The organism is Azospira inquinata (genome assembly GCF_018905915.1).
In the GTDB taxonomy this organism is placed as follows: Bacteria; Pseudomonadota; Gammaproteobacteria; order Burkholderiales; family Rhodocyclaceae; genus Azospira; species Azospira inquinata.
The window spans coordinates 49,740-68,733 of sequence record NZ_CP064782.1; the positions used below are offsets into that span (position 1 = coordinate 49,740).

An 18,994-nucleotide genomic window follows, 5' to 3' on the forward strand; every position below is an offset into this window, starting at 1 on the left:
TTCTTTAGCCATACCAACGGGTGCCTATTCCTGGGGCGGCCCGTCCCGATCCTCCGACACTTTGGGAAAAAGCAGATCCGTAAAGCCAAAGCGGGTGAAATCGGTCATCCGCATGGGGTAGAGCTTGCCGATCAGGTGGTCGCATTCGTGCTGCACCACCCGGGCGTGAAAGCCCTCCGCCACCCGGTCCAGAGGAGCGCCGTTTTCATCCTGCCCCTCATAGCGCAGGCGGGTATAACGGGGCACCCAGCCCCGCAGACCCGGCAGAGAAAGGCAGCCTTCCCAGCCCCCCTCCTGATCGGAAGACAGGGGGGACAACACCGGATTGATGAGAACGGTCTGGGGCACCGGCGCCGCCTCCGGATAGCGGGCATTGGCGCCGAAACCAAAAACCACCACCTGCAAATCCACGCCAATCTGGGGAGCGGCCAGGCCTACCCCCTCCGTGGCCACCATGGTGTTCCACAAATCTCGGACCAGGGCCGCCAGTTCCGGGGTACCAAATTCGGTGACCGGTCGGGCTTGCCCCAGCAGCCGGGCATCTCCCATACGCAGGACCGGGCGAATGGTCACTGCCCGGCCCCTTCCTGGGAATGGGTGGCGGCGTAGTTGCAGACCAGACGTTCCACCACCCGGCGCACCCGAACCATGGCTTCCTGCAATACCTGGGTCACGCTTTCGAAATGGATGGCTTCCGCGCTATCGCCCCGGCCCGCCCCGTAATTGACCACCACATTGATGGCCGCATAGGGCAGATGGAGTTCCCGGGCCAGCACCGCTTCCGGCATCCCGGTCATGCCCACCACATCGGCCCCGTCCCGTTCCAGGCGGTTGATTTCCGCCGCCGTTTCCAGACGGGGGCCCTGGGTCGCCGCGTAGACGGCCCCGTCCTTCACCGCTTCCCCCACCCCCTGGGCGGCCTGGAGAATCTGCTCCACCAGGGGCCGTTCATAGGGATGGGTGAAATCCACGTGGGTCACCGTGCAGCCCGGCCCTTCGTGAAAGGTACTGTGCCGCCCCCAGGTGTAATCAATAATCTGGTCCGGCAGCACCAGATCCCCCGGGTGCAGGTCGGCTCGGATACTGCCCACGGAGGCCACGGAAATAATGGCCGTGGCCTTCTTGGCCTTGAGGGCCCAAAGATTGGCCCGGTAATTCACTTCATGGGGCGGAATGGTGTGGCCGTAGCCGTGGCGGGCCAGGAAAATGGCAGGCTGGCCACAGATATTGCCGAAAGTGAGGGGCCCGGAAGGCTCCCCGTAGGGCGTCCGCACCACTTCCCGATGGGACACATCCAGGCTGGACAGGCGGGTCAGGCCGCTACCACCGATAATTGCCAACATAATCTTTACCCCGCCACCGGATCCGGGATGGCATAAATGGCCCCCAGATTGCGCCACGCCCCGTAGGCGTCCATACCGCAGCCGAAGACAAAGCGGTCCGGCACGGTAAGGGCGACAAAGTCCGCCTTCACCGGCTTGTTCTTGCCATTGGCCTTATCCGCCAGCACCGCCAGATGGCAGGCTTTGGCGCCCTGGGCCAAAAGCTTGTCCCGCACCGCCGCCAGGGTCACCCCTTCGTCCAGGATGTCATCCACCACCAGCACGGTACGGTCCTTGACGCTGATCCAGGGGGAAGCCCGCCAGGAGAGGGAACCGCCCGCATTGTCCTGGCTGTAACGGGTGGCGTGGAGATAATCCACGTCCGCCGGAAAGCGCAGCCGGGTCATGAGCTGGCCGGTAAACACCAGCCCGCCGGTCATGACGCAGAGAATCAGGGGATGGGCGTCCCCCAGCTGGGCGGTGATTTTTTCCGCCACCTGGTCCACGGCGGTGGACACAGCTTCGGCGGAAAACAGCTCTTCCGCGGAATTGAGGATTTCCCAGGCTTCGTCGCGAGTCGCCATGGCTTATTTCTCCAGAGAGGCCAGGTAGGCGGAAAAGGCTTCTCCCACCTGGGGGTGACGGCGGCCAAAATCCACGGTGGCCTGCAAATAGCCCAGCTTGGAGCCACAATCGTAACGGGTGCCCTTGTAGCGGTAGGCCAGCACCTGTTCTTCCGCCATCAGGGAAGCGATGCCGTCGGTAAGCTGAATTTCCCCACCGGCGCCCTTCTCCACCCGTTCCAGGTGCTCGAAGATGCGGGGAGTCAGAATGTAACGCCCCACCACCGCCAGGGTGGAAGGGGCGTCTTCCGGAGCCGGTTTTTCCACAATGGCGGACACCTGTTCCAGGCGCTCGGCCAGGGGCTTGGCATCCACAATGCCGTAGCTCTTGGTGTCGGCCCGGGGCACGTCCTGCACCCCCAGCACGGAGCAATGGTAGTAATCGAAGTTATCCACCATTTGCTTAATCACCGGCGGTTCCCCATCCAGGAGGTCGTCCGCCAGAATCACCGCAAAGGGCTCGTCCTGAACCACGGGCCGGGCGCAGAGCACCGCATGCCCCAGGCCCAGGGCTTCAGGCTGGCGGATGTAGATGCAGTTCATGTGCTTGGGCAGCATGTTGTGCACAAAATCCAGCATTTCCGTCTTGTGCCGCTCGGCCAGTTCCTTCTCCAACTCATAGGCCTTGTCAAAATGGTCTTCGATGGCCCGCTTGCTCCGGCCGGTGACAAAAATCATGTCCGTAATCCCCGCCGCGGCGGCTTCTTCCACCGCGTACTGGATCAGGGGCTTATCCACGATGGGCAGCATTTCCTTGGGACTGGCCTTGGTGGCCGGGAGAAACCGGGTACCAAGCCCGGCCACGGGGAATACCGCCTTACGAACGCTCTTCATGCACACTCTCCAGATTTAACAGGGCCAACAAGCCAGCCTCGTCCAGGACGGGGATGCCCAGCTTGTTGGCGTTATCCAGCTTGGAGCCGGCTTCTTCGCCGGCCACCACATAATGGGTTTTCTTGGACACGGAACCGCTCACCTTGCCCCCGGCCGCCTCAATCATGGCCTTGGCCTGGTCCCGCTTTAAGGTAGGCAGGGTGCCGGTGAGGACAAAGGTCTTACCGGCGGCGGGAGAGGCGGAGGTATCTCCATCCGGCTCCGGCAGGGCTTCCAGCAATTCCTGGCGGAAACCGGCCAGCCGCTCCAGCTGGGCTCGCCCGTTTTCCTCTTCCAGCCAGTGGGACAGGGCATCCCCCACCTCCCGGGGCAACACGGCCAGGGGGCCGATGAAAGCGGGCAGGCGGGCCAAATCGGCCCCTTCCGGCACCAGTTCGGCCAGACGGCGAGCCTGGATGTCCGTGAGCTTGGGCACATTCAGGGCGGCGTAAAGCACGGCCCAATCCAGCTTTTCCGCCAGCCGGGGGGCAGGCGGATGCTCGTCCCGGGGCGCCACCCCGGCGGCCAGAAGGGCTTCCAGAGCCGCCCCGTTACGGGGCTCGTCAAAGAAATCCGCGATGGAAGCCGCCACCACCCCGCCGATATCCGGCAGCACGGACAGCAGGGCCATGGGGGCCCGGCGTACCCGGTCCAGGGTGCCGAGCCAATCTGCCAGGGTCTTGGCAGTGCTCTCCCCCACATGACGGATACCCAGGGCGAAGAGCAGCCGGGCCAGGGGGGGACGTTTACTGCCAGCAATACCCGCCAGCAGGTTTTCCGCCCAGCGGGTGGGTGTCTGGCCCTGCTTCGCCGTTTCCGGTGTGGTCCCGTCCCGGGCATCGGCCCGGCGCTTCATTTCCAGGAGATCGTCCAGGGTCAAGCGATAGAGGTCGGCCACCCCGTGGATGAAGTCCAGCTCCACCAGCCGCTCCACATACCGTTCCCCTAGGCCTTCGATGTCCATCATGCGGCGCCCGGCAAAGTGGAGAATGGCCTGGATGCGCTGGGCCTGACAGGAAAATCCACCGGAACAGCGGGCCACCGCTTCCCCCGGCTCCCGCACCACATGGGCGCCGCACACCGGGCAGGTGGTGGGCATGACGAAGGGTTGGGCGTCCGCCGGACGGCGTTCCGCCACCATTCCCACCACTTCCGGAATCACGTCTCCGGCGCGGCGCACGATGACCGTATCCCCCAGGCAAATGCCGCCCTTGCGCTGGATTTCGTCCTCATTGTGCAGGGTGGCGTTGGTCACCGTGGCGCCGCCGACGAACACCGGCTCTAGCCGGGCTACCGGGGTCAGGGCACCGGTGCGGCCCACCTGGATGTCGATGGCCAGCACCCGGGTCAGCATTTCCTGGGGCGGATATTTGTGGGCCACGGCCCAGCGGGGCTCCCGGGAGCGAAAACCCAGCTGGCGCTGCCAGTCCAGGGAATTGACCTTGTACACCACCCCGTCGATATCAAAGGGCAGGGTTTCCCGGAGCTTGGCCACATCCAGATGGAACTCTTCCAGGGCCGCCGGCCCCCGCACCACCCGGCGATGTTCGCAAACCGGCACGCCGAAAGCGGCCAGGGCGTCCAGGAGCCCGGCATGGGTTTGGGGCAGTTCCCAGCCTTCCACGGCCCCCAGGCCGTAGGCAAAAAAGCACAGGGGACGGCTGGCTGCAATGGCCGGGTCCAGCTGGCGCAGGGTGCCCGCCGCCGCATTGCGGGGATTGACCAGGGTCTTATCCCCCCGGGCCTCCGCTTTCCGGTTGTACGCCTCCAGGTCGTCCTTGCGCATATAGACCTCCCCCCGGATTTCCAGGAGGGGGGGCGGATTGCCTTGCAGGCGCAGGGGAATCTGACGCACGGTGCGCAGATTCTGGGTAATGTCTTCCCCCTGAAAACCGTCGCCCCGGGTGGCGCCCTGGACAAAAAGGCCGTTCTCATAGCGGAGATTGACGGCCAAGCCGTCAAATTTCAGTTCCGCCACATATTCCACCGGTGGGGCCTCGTCCGGCAGTTCCAGTTCCTTGCGCACCCGGGCATCGAAACTCCAGGCCCCTTCCGGGCCCGTTTCCGTCTCCGTCTGGATGGACAGCATGGGCACCGCATGGATCACGGAGGCGAACTGGCTCAGAGGCTGGCCGCCTACCCGCAGAGTGGGGGAATCCGGGCTACGCAGGTCCGGAAAACCTTGTTCCAAATCCTGCAATTCCTGGAACAGCCGGTCATACTCCCCGTCCGGCACCAGGGGATTATCCAGAACGTAATAGGCGTGGCTATAGCGGGTCAGCGTCTCCCGCAGGGCGCGGGCCCGCGCCTCCACCGCAATGGGTGCAACCATAAAAACCTAGCTGAAAAGGCGCAGGGCCAGGCTGCCCCCGGCGGTGAGCCCGTGCTTGGCCATGGTGCCCTGATACTGGCCGATCTGGCGACGGATGGGCTCCAGCTGGGGCTCGGTGAGGGGCTGCCGGTTGTCATCCACCACCACCCCGTGGAGGGTGTCGGCGAAACGCCGGGCCTGCTCGGCCATCTGGTTGAAAACCCGATCCCCATTGGGCACCTGGGGCACGTCCAAAAGGAAGGTCATGCCCTGAACCAGGGTGGTCTTCATGGATTCCAGGGAAAAGGGCGTGGCCCCCTGGTTGGAGAGGGTGTAAAGCACCCGGCCGTCGTCGTCCCGGCGGGTGAAAACCCCGTCCATACCCAGGGTCATACCCGCCGCCTCGGCCAAAGCCCGCACTTTGGTGCCGGGGAAGGCCTGGCTGGTGGCCACCACATTGATGCCTACCTGAATATCCACATCCGCGCAGAAGCGATCCAGGGCAAAAGCCTGATCCAGGGCCGATTTGCGGGGAGGCAAATCAGCCACGGCCATAAATTCTTCCGCCACCTGGCGCAGAGCCGTGTGGAAGACGGACAGTTCCCCGTCGGACAGGGCGCCGCGCCGGTCGGCCAGCTGCACCCCTACCTGGATGCGCCGGTATTCCACCTCGCTGTCGTCCGCCAGGTGATCCCATTCCCCGGTGCGTTCATTGAAACCGATCCAGGTAATGCGCTTGCCCACCCGCAGCAGGGCGTCCCGCTGGGACTGGAGGAATTGGCAGGCGGGGATGAAATCCACGGTTTCCAAGGAAACGATGTAATCGGATTGGGGGGACAGGAGGGCCGGAGGCACCGGGCCCACGGGCATGGCTGGCGCGCCGGAAACCACGGCCTCGGGCTCAGGGGCAGGCAGATCCGGAATATCCGTCAAATCCTCTTCCACGGAAGGGGCCCGGGAAGCCGCATCCACCAAGGGAGCGGGTGGGGGAGGCGGTGCCAGGGGGGCCTCCTGGGCCGGGGCATGAAAGACGGGGGCCGGTGCCGGCGCCACCGGAGCAACGGGAACGGCGGGAGCCGCCGGGGCCGGGGCGACCCGCGCCCCTTCTCCGTCTTCCCGCACCAGGGGCATGGCCATGGCGGGCGCCGTGGGGGCGGGCTGCATCACCGGTTCCCGGCGTTCTTCCGTTACCGAGGCCACCGGTTCCAGGGCGGGTTCCACCCGTTCCTGGGCGGCGGCGGGTTGGGCCGGGCGCTCGATGAGCCGGGCGTATTCCTCTTCTTCCCCTTCGGGCTGGACCACCGCTTCGCCTCCCTCGCTCAGCAGCACGTCCGTGTGATTGCTGTGGAGCATCTGCTCGGCAATATGCCGATGCTTACGCTCCTGCCACTTGTTATAGGCCAGCACCCCGACCACCGCCACGGTGCCCAGGCCGATTAGCCCCATTTGCAATTCGGTCATGGTTATTCCGATTTTCCTGTTTTTTTTAGGCTACACCTGCTCACGCATGCGCAGCGCCTCTTCAATATCCACTTCCACCACCCGGGAGACCCCCGATTCCTGCATGGTCACACCCACCAGCTGTTCGGCGATCTCCATGGCAATTTTACTGTGGCTAATGTAAAGGAACTGGGTCTGGGATGACATCTTTTTAACCATATCGCAGAAACGCTCCGTATTGGAATCATCCAGGGGCGCATCCACTTCGTCCAGCAGGCAGAACGGCGCCGGATTGAGCTGGAACATGGAAAATACCAAAGCAATCGCAGTCAGGGCCTTTTCCCCACCGGAAAGCAGATGAATGGTGGAGTTTTTCTTGCCCGGCGGCTGGGCCATGACCTGGACTCCGGCGTCCAGGATTTCGTCCCCGGTCATATTCAGCCGGGCTTCCCCGCCGCCGAAAAGGGTGGGGAAAAGCTGGCCGAAATGGCGATTCACCGTCTCGAAGGTAACTTGCAGTAATTCCCGGGTTTCCCGGTCAATGCGCCGGATGGCGTTTTCCAGGGTTTCCATGGCCGTAGTCAAATCCTCGGCCTGGGCATCCAGGAATTCCTTACGCTGGGTGGCGCTGTCCAGTTCCTCCAGGGCCGCCAGATTGACCGCCCCCAGTTCCAGAATGGCCTTCTGCAAATGGCCGATGGAGGGCTGGAGGCTGGTGGTTCGGGCGTTTTCCAGGAAGGGGGTCAGGGCTGCCTCGTCCGCCCCCACTTCCAGGAGTTGGGCGGCGAGCTGTTCCACATTGAGGGCGGCGGCCTGTTCCTTGAGCTTCAATTCGCCGATCTTGTCCCGCAGGGGATTGAGCCCCTGCTCCACCTTGAGCCGTTGTTCTTCCAGGGCCCGCAGACCCTGGGTCGCCGTTTCCAGGGCATCCCGGCAGGCGGCCAGGGCCTTTTCCCGGGCCACCCGCAAATCCAGGGCCTCCTGGAGCTGGGGCGCCAGGGCGTCTTCCCGCAGGTGTTCCAGGCTGGCCCGGCAGCGGGCCATATCCTCCGCCACCCGGCGCCCCTGGCGCTCGGCCAAGTCCCGGCTGGCGGCGATTTCCTGGAGTTTGCTGGCGCATTCCCGCTGGGAAAATTCCGCTTCCCGCAGTTCCCGCTCCACCTGGGCCAGGGCTTCCCGCTCTTCCCGCAGGGCCCGGTCCGTGTCTTCCAGGCGGCGCTTGGCGTCCAGCAAATCCCCCTGCATTTCGTCCAGGGTGGCCCGGTGCTCGGCCACCGCCTCTTCGGCGGCGAAGGCCTGCTCCCGCTCCCCTTCCTCTTCCCCGGCCAGGTCGGCCCGGGCATTTTCGATCTGCTCCCGCCGCTCCCGGAAGCGCTCCATCAACTGGCCCAGCTTCAGGGTTTCCATTTGCAGGTTGTGAATCTGGTTCTGGGCGTCCTGGATCTGGCGCCGGGCGCCCTGGATCAGGGCCTGCTGGGCCCCCACCTGGTCGTCCGCGGTCCCCAGCCGTTCCCGGATTTCCTCCACGGTGGCCTGATGCCGGGCCAAGGTTTCCCCCAGGCTATCGATTTCCCGCTGACGTTCCAGAAGGCCGTGTTCCGTGGCATCCGGGGCAAACAAAAAGAGGCCGTGGCGGCTCACCAGATGGCCTCCCGGGCAGGCCAGGAGGGCGGCTTCCGCCAGTTCTCCGCGCCGGGCCAGGGCCCCTTCCAGACTATCGCAGCAGCCCACCCCCGCCAGCCATTCGGCCAGCACCGGGCCCCAGGCCGGATCGGTGCAGCCCACCTTGGCCAGCAGGCTGTCCGGCGCCGCGGCCGCCGGGGAAGCCGGGGCTTCCGTTCCCAGCCTGAAGGCGCATTTGGCCGGCGGACGGCCTTCTGCCAGGGCCCGGGTCAGGGCCGCCAGCTGGCCTTCGTCCGCCGCCAGGGCGTTGAGACGCTCCCGCAGCACGGCTTCCACCGCCTCTTCCCAGCCCGGCGCCACCTGGAGCCGCTTCCACAGGGGCACCCCGTCCCCCAGGCCCTGGCGGCGCAGCCATTCCCCCACCTTGCCGCCCCCCTGGACCCGCTGTTGCAACTGTTCCAAGGCCGCCCGCCGGGCTTGCACGGTGCCCGCCTCGTTGCGGGCCTGCTGCAAGCGTTCCTGCAATTCCCGCCGGGCCCCTTCCTGGCGCACCAGTTCCTGCTGGGCGGCGGCCAGCTGTTCCTGGGCTTCGGCCAGGGTTTCCTTTTGCAGGGTCAGGGCTTCCTGCTTTTCTTCCAGTTCCTGGTCGTCCGGCGCCTGGAGGTTGGCCAGCTCCTGATCCAGCCGTTCCCGCCGCTGGGCGATGATCTGGAGACTGCGCTGGGCGTGGGCCCGGTGGGCCTGCTGCACCTGGAGCTGTTGTTCCACCTGAGCCATGCGGCCCCGCTGGACGTTCAGGGCTTCCTGGGCCTGCTGCTGGGTCTCTTCCGCCTGGGGCAGGCGCTCCTGGCGGGTTTCCAGCTTCAGTCCGGTCTGTTCCACCCGGGCATCGGCCAGGAGAGCCAGTTCCTGCCAGCGTTCCTGATCTTCCCCATGCTGCTCGGCCTGGCCCTGCCACTGGCGGGCTTCTTCCGTCAGTTGGATGAGACGGGCTTCCTGCTCAGCCCGGGATTCGGTCTGGTGCCGCAGTTCCGTTTCCAGCCGGGCCACATCCGCATTGGTGGTGTAAAGCTCGCTCTGGGCCTGATGGAGGGCGTCGCTGGCGGCAAAGTGGGCTTCCCGGGTTTCTTCCAAACGGGCTTCCGTCTCCCGCAGCACGGCGGTCTGGGCTTCCAGATCCACCACCCCTTTTTCGATTTCCCGGGCCGCCCGTTCTTGCTCGGCCCGGGCGTCATTGCGCCGCAACAGCCAGAGCAGTTGCTGCTTGTGGGTCAGCTCTTCATTGAGTTCGTGGTATTTCCGGGCCACCGCCGCCTGGGCCCCCAGGCGTTCGATCTGCCCGCCCAGTTCCTGGCGGATATCCTCCACCCGAGCCAGATTGTCCCGGGTATCCGCCAGCCGGCCTTCCGTTTCCTTGCGCCGTTCCTTGTAACGGCTCACTCCGGCGGCTTCTTCCAGGAACACCCGCAGTTCCTCGGGCTTGGCCTCGATAATCCGGGAAATCATGCCCTGGCCGATGATGGCGTAGGCTCGGGGGCCCAGGCCGGTACCCAGGAACAGGTCGGTAATGTCCTTGCGGCGCACCCGCAGATTATTGATGTAGTAATCGGACTGGCCGTTGCGGGTCAGCACCCGCTTCACCGACAGCTCGGTGTATTGGCTCCACTGGCCCGCCGCCCGGCCCAGGGAATTGTCGAACACCAGTTCCACGGAGGCCCGGGACACGGGCTTGCGCTGGGCGGAACCGTTGAAAATCACGTCCTGCATGGACTCGCCCCGCAGTTCCGAGGCTTTGGATTCCCCCAGCACCCAGCGCACCGCGTCCATGATGTTGGACTTGCCGCAGCCATTGGGCCCCACCACCCCCACCAATTGCCCGGGCAGGGACACATTGGTGGGATCCACGAAGGATTTGAAGCCGGCAATCTTGAGCTTGGTCAGGCGCATCGGGGATCAGGCAGAGGGAAAGGGGGCAGCGGACGGGTTGGGATGGAGAAAAAGGGGCAAAAGGCGGGGCGGACCGCTTTCCGGGTTCCCGACCGGGACCGGGAGGCCAAAGCTCGCCACACCAAGCATTTAAAGGGCGTCATGATAGCATTTTGCATGCCATTGACGAAGGGGAAACCGGCGTGGGTCAAGCCCCGGGCCGGGGGCGAAAAAGCCCGGCGTTCCCGGGCTCGCCCCGCCCTGGCCCATCAGCCATTTCCGGTTTTCCCCAGCCTGCCGCCACCCATGCAGAACTCATAGAAGGGGCAAAATCCCGGGCTGGCCTATCAAAATGGGGGAAGAAAAGTCTCCGGGAAAGAAATGGGTGGCGATATACTGGCCCCACTTTTCCGGGTCTCCGCCCCACGCCCTGCGGCGTCGGGCGCCCCCTCTCCTTTCGCTTAGGACGCCCCATGCCCACCACTTCCCCCCTGACCGACGCCGACCTGGATCAACTGGAAGCCCTGCTGGATGATCCCTCCCTGGACGAAGCCATGCGCCTGGACGAAATCCAGGGCTACCTGTGTGGCGCCTTTTCCGGCCCCTCTCCCATTCCGGCAGAACAACAGCTCCAGGAAATCCTGGGTAGCGACGAGGCGGTCGCCTCCCCCGTAGGCCAGCAGCTGGTGCCCTTGCTGCAACGCTTCGCCGCCACCCAGCAGGCAGCCCTGGACGCGGGGGAAGCCCCCCTGTTCCTGCTCTACGGGGAAGAAGAAGACGCCCCCGAAGATTACGAAGCCTGGTGCAGCGCCTACCTGTTCGCCGTGGATGGCTCCCCGGAAGACTGGTTCGAGGCCATTCAGGCAGAAGAAGAGCTGGATTACCTGGACGAACGCCTATTCCCCTTCATGATTCTCACCGGGGAAGCGGAAAAAGCCGCCCTGGAACACGGGGAAGAATGGCCCAGCGGCGAAGAAAAGGCGGAGCTGGAACAGAAGGCCATGGACGACCTGGGAGAGGCCGTGGCAGAAATTCACCGTTTCTGGCAAGCCAAGCGGGGCGGGGAAACCGTGCGCCGGGACGCCCCCAAGGTGGGCCGCAACGCCCCCTGCCCCTGCGGTAGCGGCAAAAAATACAAACAGTGCTGCGGCAAGCTAGATTAAGCCTCACCCCACCGAAAAAAGCCCGGGGCGCCCCGCGTCACCGGGCTTTTTTGTGCCCTTGAATCCAGGGACCGACGCAAGGCTGGCGGCCAGGGGACATCCAGCCAAGGGCCGGGGCGCCGGATGAAGGCGGCACGCTGACGCCGATCTCCTCCGGCAGCCCCCCAGCCTTCCCAGGCTTATTTCGCGCCTAGCCTATCCCATGTCCCAAGGAATTCCCTCCCGGGCCTCCTTCCCGCCTCAGGCGCCCTCTTCCCGGGCCGGTTCTGCCCGGGCGGAAAGCAGGCTGGCCAGAGCCACCAGGGCACCTCCCAGCCACTCCCGGGCCGCCAGACCCTCTCCCGCCAGAAACCAAGCCCCCAGGGCGGCAAACACCAGCTCCGTGAGCATAATCACAATGGCCCGGTTGGCGGGGGTCAAGGCCATGCCGTATTGCACCGCCCCATTGGCCAGGAGAATGGCCGCCCCCACTCCCAACACGCCCAACCCTAAGGCCGGCGTCAAAGGGGAAACGGTCCCGCCGGGGAAAAGCCCGGCGGGCAAGGCCAGGGCCCCCAGCCCAACCAGAAGCACCGCCGCAAACAAGGCCAGGCTGCGGTTCTGGACTGGCACCCGGGCCACCTTGCGACTTAATACGTTGGAGAGGGCAAAACAGAAACCACAACCCAAGCCCATCCACTCTTCCCAACGGGCGGGCCAGGGCCAGCCCAGCTCGGGGCGCCACAACATAACCACCGCCCCCGCCAGGGAGAGGGCCACTACTCCCCAACCGGCCCGGCTCAGCCGCTCCCCCAGCAACCAGCGGGACAGGCCCACGGTCCATAAGGGGGCTAGATAAAACAGCAGCATGACCCGCATCACCGGCCCGGACAGGGTGGCGAGCACATAGCCTGTATTGCACAGGGCACCGCTCAAAGCCATGGCGATGAGCCAGCCGCCCTGGCCCGAAGGACAGACAGGCCGGGCCAGCCCCCGGCCCCAGACGAGCAGGCCCAGCACCAGCGCCACGGCATAGGTGCCCACGGTGGCAGGCAGGCCGGGGAGCCCGGCCCGGGCCAGCAAACGATAGGGATACCACATCACCCCCCAGGTGGCCGCCGCCAGCAACAGGGCGCCGGTGGGGGGGAATGCTTTTGCCCCCAGCCCCGGACCTTTATAATTCGCCATTTACCTCATACCCTTCCGCCGTGAACCCCCATCTCTCCCAGCTCCAGCCCTACCCTTTTGAAAAGCTGCGCCAGTTGTTCAAGGGCGTCACGCCTAACCCGGCTTACCGGGAAATCAAGTTATCCATCGGCGAGCCCAAGCACGCCACCCCCGAATTCATCAAAACCGCCCTCACCGACCATCTGGGAGGCCTGGCCAATTATCCCACGACCCAGGGAACACCCGCCCTGCGCCAGGCAATCACCGCCTGGCTGGAGCGCCGTTACGGCCTGGAACAGCTGGACCCGGATCGCCACGTGGTGCCGGTGAATGGTTCCCGGGAAGCCCTTTTTTCCTTTGCCCAGGCGGTCATTGACCCCAGCAAGGGCGCCACGCCCCTGGTGGTAAGCCCCAACCCCTTCTATCAAATTTACGAAGGGGCCGCCTATCTGGCCGGGGCCGAGCCCCGCTTCCTCAATACCCTGCCGGAGCACCATTTCTCCCTGGATCTGGACGCCCTGTCCCCGGAAGAATGGACCCGGGTGCAGTTGCTCTACGTCTGCTCCCCCGGCAATCCCACGGGCAAGGTGCTGGATTTGGAAGACTGGCGTCAGCTGTTCGCCCTGGCGGACAAGTACGGCTTCATCATCGCCTCCGACGAGTGCTATTCGGAAATCTATTTCGACGAAGCCACGCCGCCCCTGGGGGGGCTGGAAGCGGCCAAGCGCCTGGGCCGGGGCATGGAACGGCTGGTGATGTTCTCCTCCCTCTCCAAGCGCTCCAATGTGCCGGGCCTGCGTTCTGGCTTCGTGGCCGGAGATCCGGACATCCTCAAGCAATTCCTGCTCTACCGCACCTACCACGGCTGCGCCATGAATCCGGCGGTTCAGGCCGCCTCCGTAGCCGCCTGGGGAGACGAGGCCCACGTCCGGGAAAACCGGCGCCTTTACCGGGAGAAATTTGCCCGGCTTACCCCCCAGATTGCCGGGGCTCTGGACACGGCCATGCCGGACGCCAGCTTCTACCTCTGGGCCCGCACCCCCCTGTCGGACACGGATTTCGCCCGGCGCCTGCTCGCCGACTATAATGTGGTCGTCCTGCCCGGGAGCTATCTGGCCCGGGAGGCCCGGGGGGTCAATCCGGGAGAAAATTTCATCCGCATCGCCCTGGTGGCGTCCCTGGAAGAATGCCAGGAAGCCGCTGACCGGCTGTGCCAGTTCGTGCAACACCTCTAAAAACCCACAACGGAAAACATCGCAATGGAAGACTTGCAGCAGATTATTGAAGACGCCTGGGAAAACCGCAGTTCCCTCCAACCCGGAACCGCCCCGGCCCGCATCGGCGAAGCCGTGGCCCAAGTGCTTGAAGCCCTGGACAAGGGACAACGACGGGTGGCAGAAAAAATCAACGGGGAATGGGTCACCCACCAATGGCTGAAAAAGGCTGTTCTGCTGTCCTTCCGCCTGGAAGACAACCGGGTTATGGACAACGGCCTGCTGCGCTATTTCGACAAGGTGCCGAGCAAGTTCTCCAGCTACGATCAGGAACAATTTATCCGGGGCGGCTTCCGGGTCGTGCCCCCCGCCACCGCCCGGCGCGGCAGCTACATCGCCAAGAACGTGGTGCTCATGCCTTCCTACGTGAATATCGGCGCCTATGTGGATGAAGGCACCATGGTGGATACCTGGGCCACCGTGGGCTCCTGCGGCCAGATCGGCAAGAACGTGCACCTCTCCGGCGGGGTGGGCATCGGCGGTGTGCTGGAACCCCTGCAAGCCAATCCCACCATCATCGAAGACAACTGCTTCATCGGCGCCCGTTCCGAAGTGGTGGAAGGGGTCATCGTGGGGGAAGGCTCGGTGATTTCCATGGGAGTCTATCTGAGCCAATCCACCAAAATTTACGACCGGGAAACCGGGGAAATCACCTACGGCCGGGTGCCTCCCGGCTCCGTGGTGGTGTCCGGCAATCTGCCCGCCAAAGACGGTAGCCACAGCCTCTATTGCGCCGTGATCGTCAAGAAGGTGGACGCCAAGACCCGGGCCAAGACCAGCATTAACGATTTGCTGCGGGGCGATTAAGCCTTAACCGCCGGCGGGAGAAATCATGATTCTCGACAAGCTGTTTCAGCTCATGGCTGAAAAACAGGCCTCGGACATTTTCATTTCCGCCGGCGCCCCCATCCACATCAAGATTCAAGGCAACACCATCCCGGTCAATCAGCAGGTCATGGACGCTTCCATGATCGAGCGAATTGCCGAGGAGCTGATGAACGAGGAGCAACGGGCCACCTTCGCCCAGACCATGGAAATGAATCTTTCCGTGGGCCAGGCCGGGGTGGGCAACTTCCGTATCAACCTGTTTCGCCAGCGGGGCTCCGTTTCCATCGTCGTGCGCTACATCGTGGGCAACATCCCGGCCTTAAGCAGTCTGGGCCTGCCCCCCGTGCTGGCCGACCTAATTATGGAAAAACGGGGGCTGGTGCTAATCGTGGGCTCCACCGGTTCCGGCAAATCCACCACCATCGCCTCCATGCTAGATCACCGTAATGCGAGCCGGACCGGCCACATTCTCACGGTGGAAGACCCCATCGAATTTCTCTTCAAGCACAAAAAATCCATCGTCAATCAGCGGGAAATCGGCATGGATACCCAGGATTGGGAAAGTGCCCTGAAGAACGCCATGCGTCAGGCCCCCGACTGCATCATGATCGGGGAAATCCGGGACAAGGCCACCATGGGCGCCGCCCTGGCCTATGCCCAGACCGGCCACCTATGTCTGGCCACCCTGCATGCCAACAACAGTTATCACGCCTTAAACCGGATCATCAATTTCTTCCCCCTGGAAAACCGTTCCGCCCTGTACCTGGATTTGTCGGTGAGCCTGAAGGCCATCGTTTCCCAGCGCCTGGTGCGCAAACCGGACGGCCAGCGCATCCCCGCCTGCGAAATTCTCCTCAATACCCGGCATATCCAGGAATTGATCGAACGGGGCGAGGTGAACGGCATCAAGGAGGCCATGGAACAAAGCCTGGCCCCCGGCTCCCAGACCTTTGAGCAGGATTTGTTCCGCCTCTACAAAACCAACACCATTACCCTGGATGAAGCCCTGGGGGGTGCCGACTCCCCCACCAACCTGTCCTGGCTCATCAACAATTCCGAATTCGGCGCGGGCCTGCCGGGCGCCGCCACCCATAGCACCCATCGGGCCGCTCCGGCCCAAGCGGACGACAAGCCCGGGGAAGGGCCCTCCTTTAAGGAATTTACGCTCAACCTGAGCGACGACTGACTTTTTCATGGCAACCGATTCCACCGTCGCCCTGGCCGAGGCTTTAATCGGCCGTCCTTCCGTCACCCCCGACGACCAAGGCTGCATGGACCTGATCCGCAACCAGCTGGAGCCCTTGGGCTTCCTTTGCGAAGATCTGTCCCGCCACGGCACCACCAATCTCCTGGCCCGCCACGGCCAGGACCACCCGGTGCTATGCCTAGCTGGCCACACGGACGTGGTGCCTCCGGGCCCCCGGGAACAGTGGCAATCCGATCCCTTCACCCCCAGCCACCGGGATGGCCGTCTCTACGGCCGGGGCGCCGCCGACATGAAAAGCTCCTTGGCGGCCTTTGTCACCGCCGCCCAGACCTTTGTCCGTGCCCATCCCGATCATCCGGGTACCCTGGCCCTGCTCCTCACCTCCGACGAGGAAGGGGACGCCAAGGACGGCACGGTGGCTGTGGTGGAAGCACTGAAAGCCCGGGATGAAACCCTGGATTACTGCATCGTAGGGGAACCCACCGCCGTGGAATCCCTGGGAGACACGGTAAAGAACGGGCGGCGGGGTTCCCTCTCCGGCAAACTCACGGTGAAGGGTATCCAGGGCCACATCGCCTATCCCCACCTGGCCCGCAACCCCATTCACCAGGCCGCCCCGGCCATCGGGGAACTGGCTGCCATGGAATGGGACCAGGGCAATGAATTTTTCCCCCCCACCTCCTGGCAGATTTCCAATATCCGGGGCGGTACCGGCGCCACCAATGTGATTCCGGGCAGCGTGGAAATTCTTTTCAATTTCCGCTTTTCCACCGCCAGCACCCCGGACAGCCTGCAACGCCGTCTCACCGCGGTCCTGGCCAAGCACGGCCTGGACTACGATCTGGTCTGGACCCTCAACGCCAAGCCCTTCCTCACCGGCCAAGGCCCCCTGGTGTGCGCCGCCCAGGCCGCCATTCGGGAAGTCACCGGTCGGGAGACGGAACTCTCCACCACCGGCGGCACCTCGGACGGGCGCTTTATCGCCGACATCTGTCCCCAGGTAATTGAACTGGGGCCGGTAAACGCCTCCATCCACAAAATCGACGAATGGGTGGAGGTGGCCGATCTGCCCCGCCTGTCCGCCATCTATCAACGCATTCTGGAACAACTGCTGAACTGACCATGGCCCTTACCCCCTCCGATTTGCCCGAACTCCAAACCCTGCGGGATTTTCTGCGCTATGGCGTCAGCCGTTTCAACCAGGCCCAGCTGTTTTTCGGCCACGGCACGGACAACGCCTACGACGAAGCCGCCTATCTGCTGCTCCACACCCTGAATCTGCCCCTGGATCGGCTGGAGCCCTTTCTGGATGCCCATCTCACCGCCGAAGAGCGTCAGACGGTGCTCTCCGTCATTGAACAACGGGTGGAAAGCCGGGTACCGGCGGCCTATCTGACCCATGAAGCCTGGCTGGGGGAACACCGCTTCTACGTGGATTCCCGGGTCATCGTGCCCCGCTCCTTCATCGCTGAACTGCTGGATGAGCAACTCCTCCCCTGGGTGGAAGATCCCTGGGGCATTACCCGGGTGGCAGACATCTGCACCGGCTCCGGCTGTCTGGCCATTCTGGCCGCCCTGGCCTTCCCCATGGCGGAAGTGGACGGGGTGGACATTTCCCCGGACGCCCTGGACGTGGCCCAGCGCAATATCGCCGACTACGGCCTGGAAGACCGGGTTCATGCCATCCGCTCCAACCTGTTCGCCGGCGTGGCCCGGCAGCGCTACGACCTGATTATCTCCAACCCCCCCTATGTGAACGCCCCCTCCATGGCCGAACTGCCGCCAGAATACCGGGCCGAGCCAGAACTGGCCCTGGCTGGCGGGGAAGACGGTCTGGATCTGGTGCGCATTCTGCTCAGGGAAGCCCGGGACCATCTCAATCCCGGGGGTATTCTGGTAGTGGAAATCGGCCACAACCGGGAAGCGCTGGAAGCCGCCTATCCGGAAACCCCCTTCACCTGGCTGGAAACCAGCGCCGGAGACCAGTTCGTCTTTCTGCTGCATCGGGAAGAACTGCCCGAATAAATCCCGGGCCAGAAAAAAAACAAAAAAGGCTTGGGGACAAGATTGCTCCCCAAGCCTTTTTTTACGCCCCAGCCTAGCCCCGTTCCCGCAGGCGATCCACCTCCCGGGACAACAGGGCGATGGCATCCGTCAGATTTTTCATCAGGGAAACAAAGCTTTCCTGCTGGGGCCCGGGGGGCAGACTTTGGGCAAAGGCCTTGGCATCCCGCAGGGCCAGGCTGATCCGGGCATTGGTGTTATCCAGGGACATGGCGGGCTCCTTTGGTGACAAAGGTCGGCACCGGATGCACCGACCAATTCCAATTTAGGATCAGCCCATGACAAATGCAATAGCTACCTAACCGTTCTTCGGCCGCCCGAGACCCCTTGAACTTGGCGCCCTTTGCCTGCCGCCCCGATTCGGCTCAGCCCGCCGCTTCCTGCCGACGCAGGCGCCTCGCCGCTGCCCGGGCAATCCGCTCCCGTACCAGGTCCGGCATATTCAGGGGGCTTTTCTTGGCCTCCTCCATCCACTGCCGGGGAGAAAGCTCGCGCCCCGTACCCTGATCCAGCACCATGCCCTGAATACGGCTCACCGTAAAAGTCCGGGTGGCTTTGGCGGCCCGGCAAAATCCCTGGATATAGTCCCCCGCTACCGCATCCACATAGACCTTGCGGTGGCTGGTACGGCCCTTGGAATCCACATAATCGAATTCAATGACCGCCACATAAAGCCCGGAAGTATCGGGGAAACTGCTGTCAAACCCCGGGTCGGAAGGCTGAGGGAAATGCCGGTCCCCGGGAAAACCGGAAAAGGAAGAGCCCTGGCTGGGCGCCAGGGTCAGGGCATCGGAAATATCCCCGGCCTCCTTTCCGGCGCGGGATCTCCGGGTACCGGGGATAAAGCAGGCCAGACGCAGCCAATGGACGCTTTTTTCCACCAGCACCGCCCCCCCTGCGCTGATGCCCAGAAAGCCGCTCCCCAGCCACCAGGCCTGGGGGTCCTGGATCACGCCCCACAATCCGAAAGCCGCCAGCAGGCCGCAAGGCAACGCCACCAGCAACTGATAGCCCAAACGCCAGCCCTTGGCGGCCAGGTAACGCATCACCCCATAGGCCCATAGCAAAAGCAGGACCAGCGCAAAGACCTCGGCAACACCCGGCTTCAACATAGGGACCAACGAAATAGGCAGAAGGTCAGATTGTAACAAGTCCGGACCGGGGATTTTTTTGATCCAGATTAAGCCAATGGGG

General features: G+C 64.0%; 16 protein-coding genes. 6 read left to right on the forward strand and 10 right to left on the reverse strand.

The features are described from left to right. Window positions 1-24: 24 nt before the first annotated feature. From def to smc, 7 genes are read right to left on the reverse strand one after another with little or no spacing between them, the layout of a single operon-like run. Window positions 25-573 carry a peptide deformylase gene (gene def, locus Azoinq_RS00230; protein WP_216128040.1) on the reverse strand — a complete coding sequence of 183 codons (549 nt, stop codon included), beginning with the start codon at window positions 571-573 and terminating at the stop codon, window positions 25-27. Then, entirely contained in the window at window positions 570-1,343 is a 774-nt protein-coding gene (locus Azoinq_RS00235) for an S-methyl-5'-thioinosine phosphorylase (protein ID WP_216128039.1), read from the reverse strand. The genes def and Azoinq_RS00235 overlap by 4 nt, the downstream gene beginning before the upstream one ends. Window positions 1,344-1,348: 5 nt before the next feature. Further along, complete coding sequence (locus Azoinq_RS00240) at window positions 1,349-1,906, reverse strand: hypoxanthine-guanine phosphoribosyltransferase (RefSeq protein ID WP_216128038.1); 558 nt, start codon at window positions 1,904-1,906, stop codon at window positions 1,349-1,351. 3 nt (window positions 1,907-1,909) lie between these two features. After that, a complete protein-coding gene (gene galU / locus Azoinq_RS00245; protein WP_216128037.1) occupies window positions 1,910-2,779 on the reverse strand; it encodes a UTP--glucose-1-phosphate uridylyltransferase GalU in 870 nt (289 codons plus the stop codon). Further along, the gene (gene ligA / locus Azoinq_RS00250; protein WP_216128036.1) at window positions 2,763-5,150 is read right to left on the reverse strand and encodes an NAD-dependent DNA ligase LigA; all 2,388 of its coding nucleotides are present in this window, start codon (window positions 5,148-5,150) and stop codon (window positions 2,763-2,765) included. Before ligA ends, galU begins: the two co-directional genes overlap by 17 nt. A gap of 6 nt (window positions 5,151-5,156) precedes the next feature. Next, complete coding sequence (locus tag Azoinq_RS00255; protein ID WP_216128035.1) at window positions 5,157-6,590, reverse strand: cell division protein ZipA C-terminal FtsZ-binding domain-containing protein; 1,434 nt, start codon at window positions 6,588-6,590, stop codon at window positions 5,157-5,159. A 30-nt stretch (window positions 6,591-6,620) separates the two neighbouring features. Next, on the reverse strand, window positions 6,621-10,139 hold the full coding sequence (smc, locus tag Azoinq_RS00260; protein ID WP_216128034.1) for a chromosome segregation protein SMC: 3,519 nt from the start codon (window positions 10,137-10,139) through the stop codon (window positions 6,621-6,623). Between the two features lie 452 nt (window positions 10,140-10,591). On the opposite strand from smc, the gene Azoinq_RS00265 reads away from it, so the two are divergent. Further along, window positions 10,592-11,281 (forward strand): YecA/YgfB family protein, encoded by a 690-nt coding sequence (locus tag Azoinq_RS00265; protein WP_216128031.1) that lies wholly within the window; start codon window positions 10,592-10,594, stop codon window positions 11,279-11,281. Window positions 11,282-11,521: 240 nt separating this feature from the next. Here the strand turns inward: Azoinq_RS00265 and Azoinq_RS00270 are convergent, their stop codons facing one another. Next, window positions 11,522-12,448 carry a DMT family transporter gene (locus tag Azoinq_RS00270; RefSeq protein ID WP_216128030.1) on the reverse strand — a complete coding sequence of 309 codons (927 nt, stop codon included), beginning with the start codon at window positions 12,446-12,448 and terminating at the stop codon, window positions 11,522-11,524. Between the two features lie 20 nt (window positions 12,449-12,468). Here Azoinq_RS00270 and dapC point away from each other — a divergent pair, with 20 nt between their 5' ends. Genes dapC through prmB form a run of 5 tightly spaced genes read left to right on the forward strand, consistent with a single transcriptional unit; the run spans window position 12,469 to window position 17,761 of the window. Continuing rightward, window positions 12,469-13,662, forward strand: a complete 1,194-nt coding sequence (gene dapC, locus Azoinq_RS00275; protein WP_216128029.1) for a succinyldiaminopimelate transaminase — start codon at window positions 12,469-12,471, stop codon at window positions 13,660-13,662. A gap of 24 nt (window positions 13,663-13,686) precedes the next feature. After that, the gene (gene dapD / locus Azoinq_RS00280) at window positions 13,687-14,508 is read left to right on the forward strand and encodes a 2,3,4,5-tetrahydropyridine-2,6-dicarboxylate N-succinyltransferase (protein ID WP_216128028.1); all 822 of its coding nucleotides are present in this window, start codon (window positions 13,687-13,689) and stop codon (window positions 14,506-14,508) included. Between the two features lie 25 nt (window positions 14,509-14,533). Further along, window positions 14,534-15,715 carry a PilT/PilU family type 4a pilus ATPase gene (locus Azoinq_RS00285; protein WP_216128027.1) on the forward strand — a complete coding sequence of 394 codons (1,182 nt, stop codon included), beginning with the start codon at window positions 14,534-14,536 and terminating at the stop codon, window positions 15,713-15,715. 7 nt (window positions 15,716-15,722) lie between these two features. Further along, complete coding sequence (gene dapE, locus Azoinq_RS00290) at window positions 15,723-16,856, forward strand: succinyl-diaminopimelate desuccinylase (RefSeq protein ID WP_216128026.1); 1,134 nt, start codon at window positions 15,723-15,725, stop codon at window positions 16,854-16,856. Between the two features lie 2 nt (window positions 16,857-16,858). After that, complete coding sequence (prmB, locus tag Azoinq_RS00295; RefSeq protein WP_216128025.1) at window positions 16,859-17,761, forward strand: 50S ribosomal protein L3 N(5)-glutamine methyltransferase; 903 nt, start codon at window positions 16,859-16,861, stop codon at window positions 17,759-17,761. Between the two features lie 73 nt (window positions 17,762-17,834). Here prmB and Azoinq_RS00300 read toward each other — a convergent pair whose 3' ends face one another. Next, on the reverse strand, window positions 17,835-18,011 hold the full coding sequence (locus Azoinq_RS00300; protein WP_216128024.1) for a restriction endonuclease subunit S domain-containing protein: 177 nt from the start codon (window positions 18,009-18,011) through the stop codon (window positions 17,835-17,837). Between the two features lie 154 nt (window positions 18,012-18,165). Next, window positions 18,166-18,912 (reverse strand): hypothetical protein, encoded by a 747-nt coding sequence (locus tag Azoinq_RS00305; RefSeq protein ID WP_216128022.1) that lies wholly within the window; start codon window positions 18,910-18,912, stop codon window positions 18,166-18,168. Between the last annotated feature and the right edge of the window lie 82 nt (window positions 18,913-18,994).

Excerpts from the sequence above, each read along its gene's own strand:
- Azoinq_RS00235 (WP_216128039.1), bottom strand. The coding sequence starts at position 1,343 with ATGTTGGCAATTATCGGTGGTAGCGGCCTGACCCGCCTGTCCAGCCTG.
- Azoinq_RS00240 (WP_216128038.1), bottom strand. The coding sequence starts at position 1,906 with ATGGCGACTCGCGACGAAGCCTGGGAAATCCTCAATTCCGCGGAAGAG.
- galU (WP_216128037.1), bottom strand. The coding sequence starts at position 2,779 with ATGAAGAGCGTTCGTAAGGCGGTATTCCCCGTGGCCGGGCTTGGTACC.
- ligA (WP_216128036.1), bottom strand. The coding sequence starts at position 5,150 with ATGGTTGCACCCATTGCGGTGGAGGCGCGGGCCCGCGCCCTGCGGGAG.
- Azoinq_RS00255 (WP_216128035.1), bottom strand. The coding sequence starts at position 6,590 with ATGACCGAATTGCAAATGGGGCTAATCGGCCTGGGCACCGTGGCGGTG.
- smc (WP_216128034.1), bottom strand. The coding sequence starts at position 10,139 with ATGCGCCTGACCAAGCTCAAGATTGCCGGCTTCAAATCCTTCGTGGAT.
- Azoinq_RS00265 (WP_216128031.1), top strand. The coding sequence starts at position 10,592 with ATGCCCACCACTTCCCCCCTGACCGACGCCGACCTGGATCAACTGGAA.
- Azoinq_RS00270 (WP_216128030.1), bottom strand. The coding sequence starts at position 12,448 with ATGGCGAATTATAAAGGTCCGGGGCTGGGGGCAAAAGCATTCCCCCCC.
- dapD (WP_216128028.1), top strand. The coding sequence starts at position 13,687 with ATGGAAGACTTGCAGCAGATTATTGAAGACGCCTGGGAAAACCGCAGT.
- Azoinq_RS00285 (WP_216128027.1), top strand. The coding sequence starts at position 14,534 with ATGATTCTCGACAAGCTGTTTCAGCTCATGGCTGAAAAACAGGCCTCG.
- dapE (WP_216128026.1), top strand. The coding sequence starts at position 15,723 with ATGGCAACCGATTCCACCGTCGCCCTGGCCGAGGCTTTAATCGGCCGT.
- prmB (WP_216128025.1), top strand. The coding sequence starts at position 16,859 with ATGGCCCTTACCCCCTCCGATTTGCCCGAACTCCAAACCCTGCGGGAT.
- Azoinq_RS00300 (WP_216128024.1), bottom strand. The coding sequence starts at position 18,011 with ATGTCCCTGGATAACACCAATGCCCGGATCAGCCTGGCCCTGCGGGAT.
- Azoinq_RS00305 (WP_216128022.1), bottom strand. The coding sequence starts at position 18,912 with ATGTTGAAGCCGGGTGTTGCCGAGGTCTTTGCGCTGGTCCTGCTTTTG.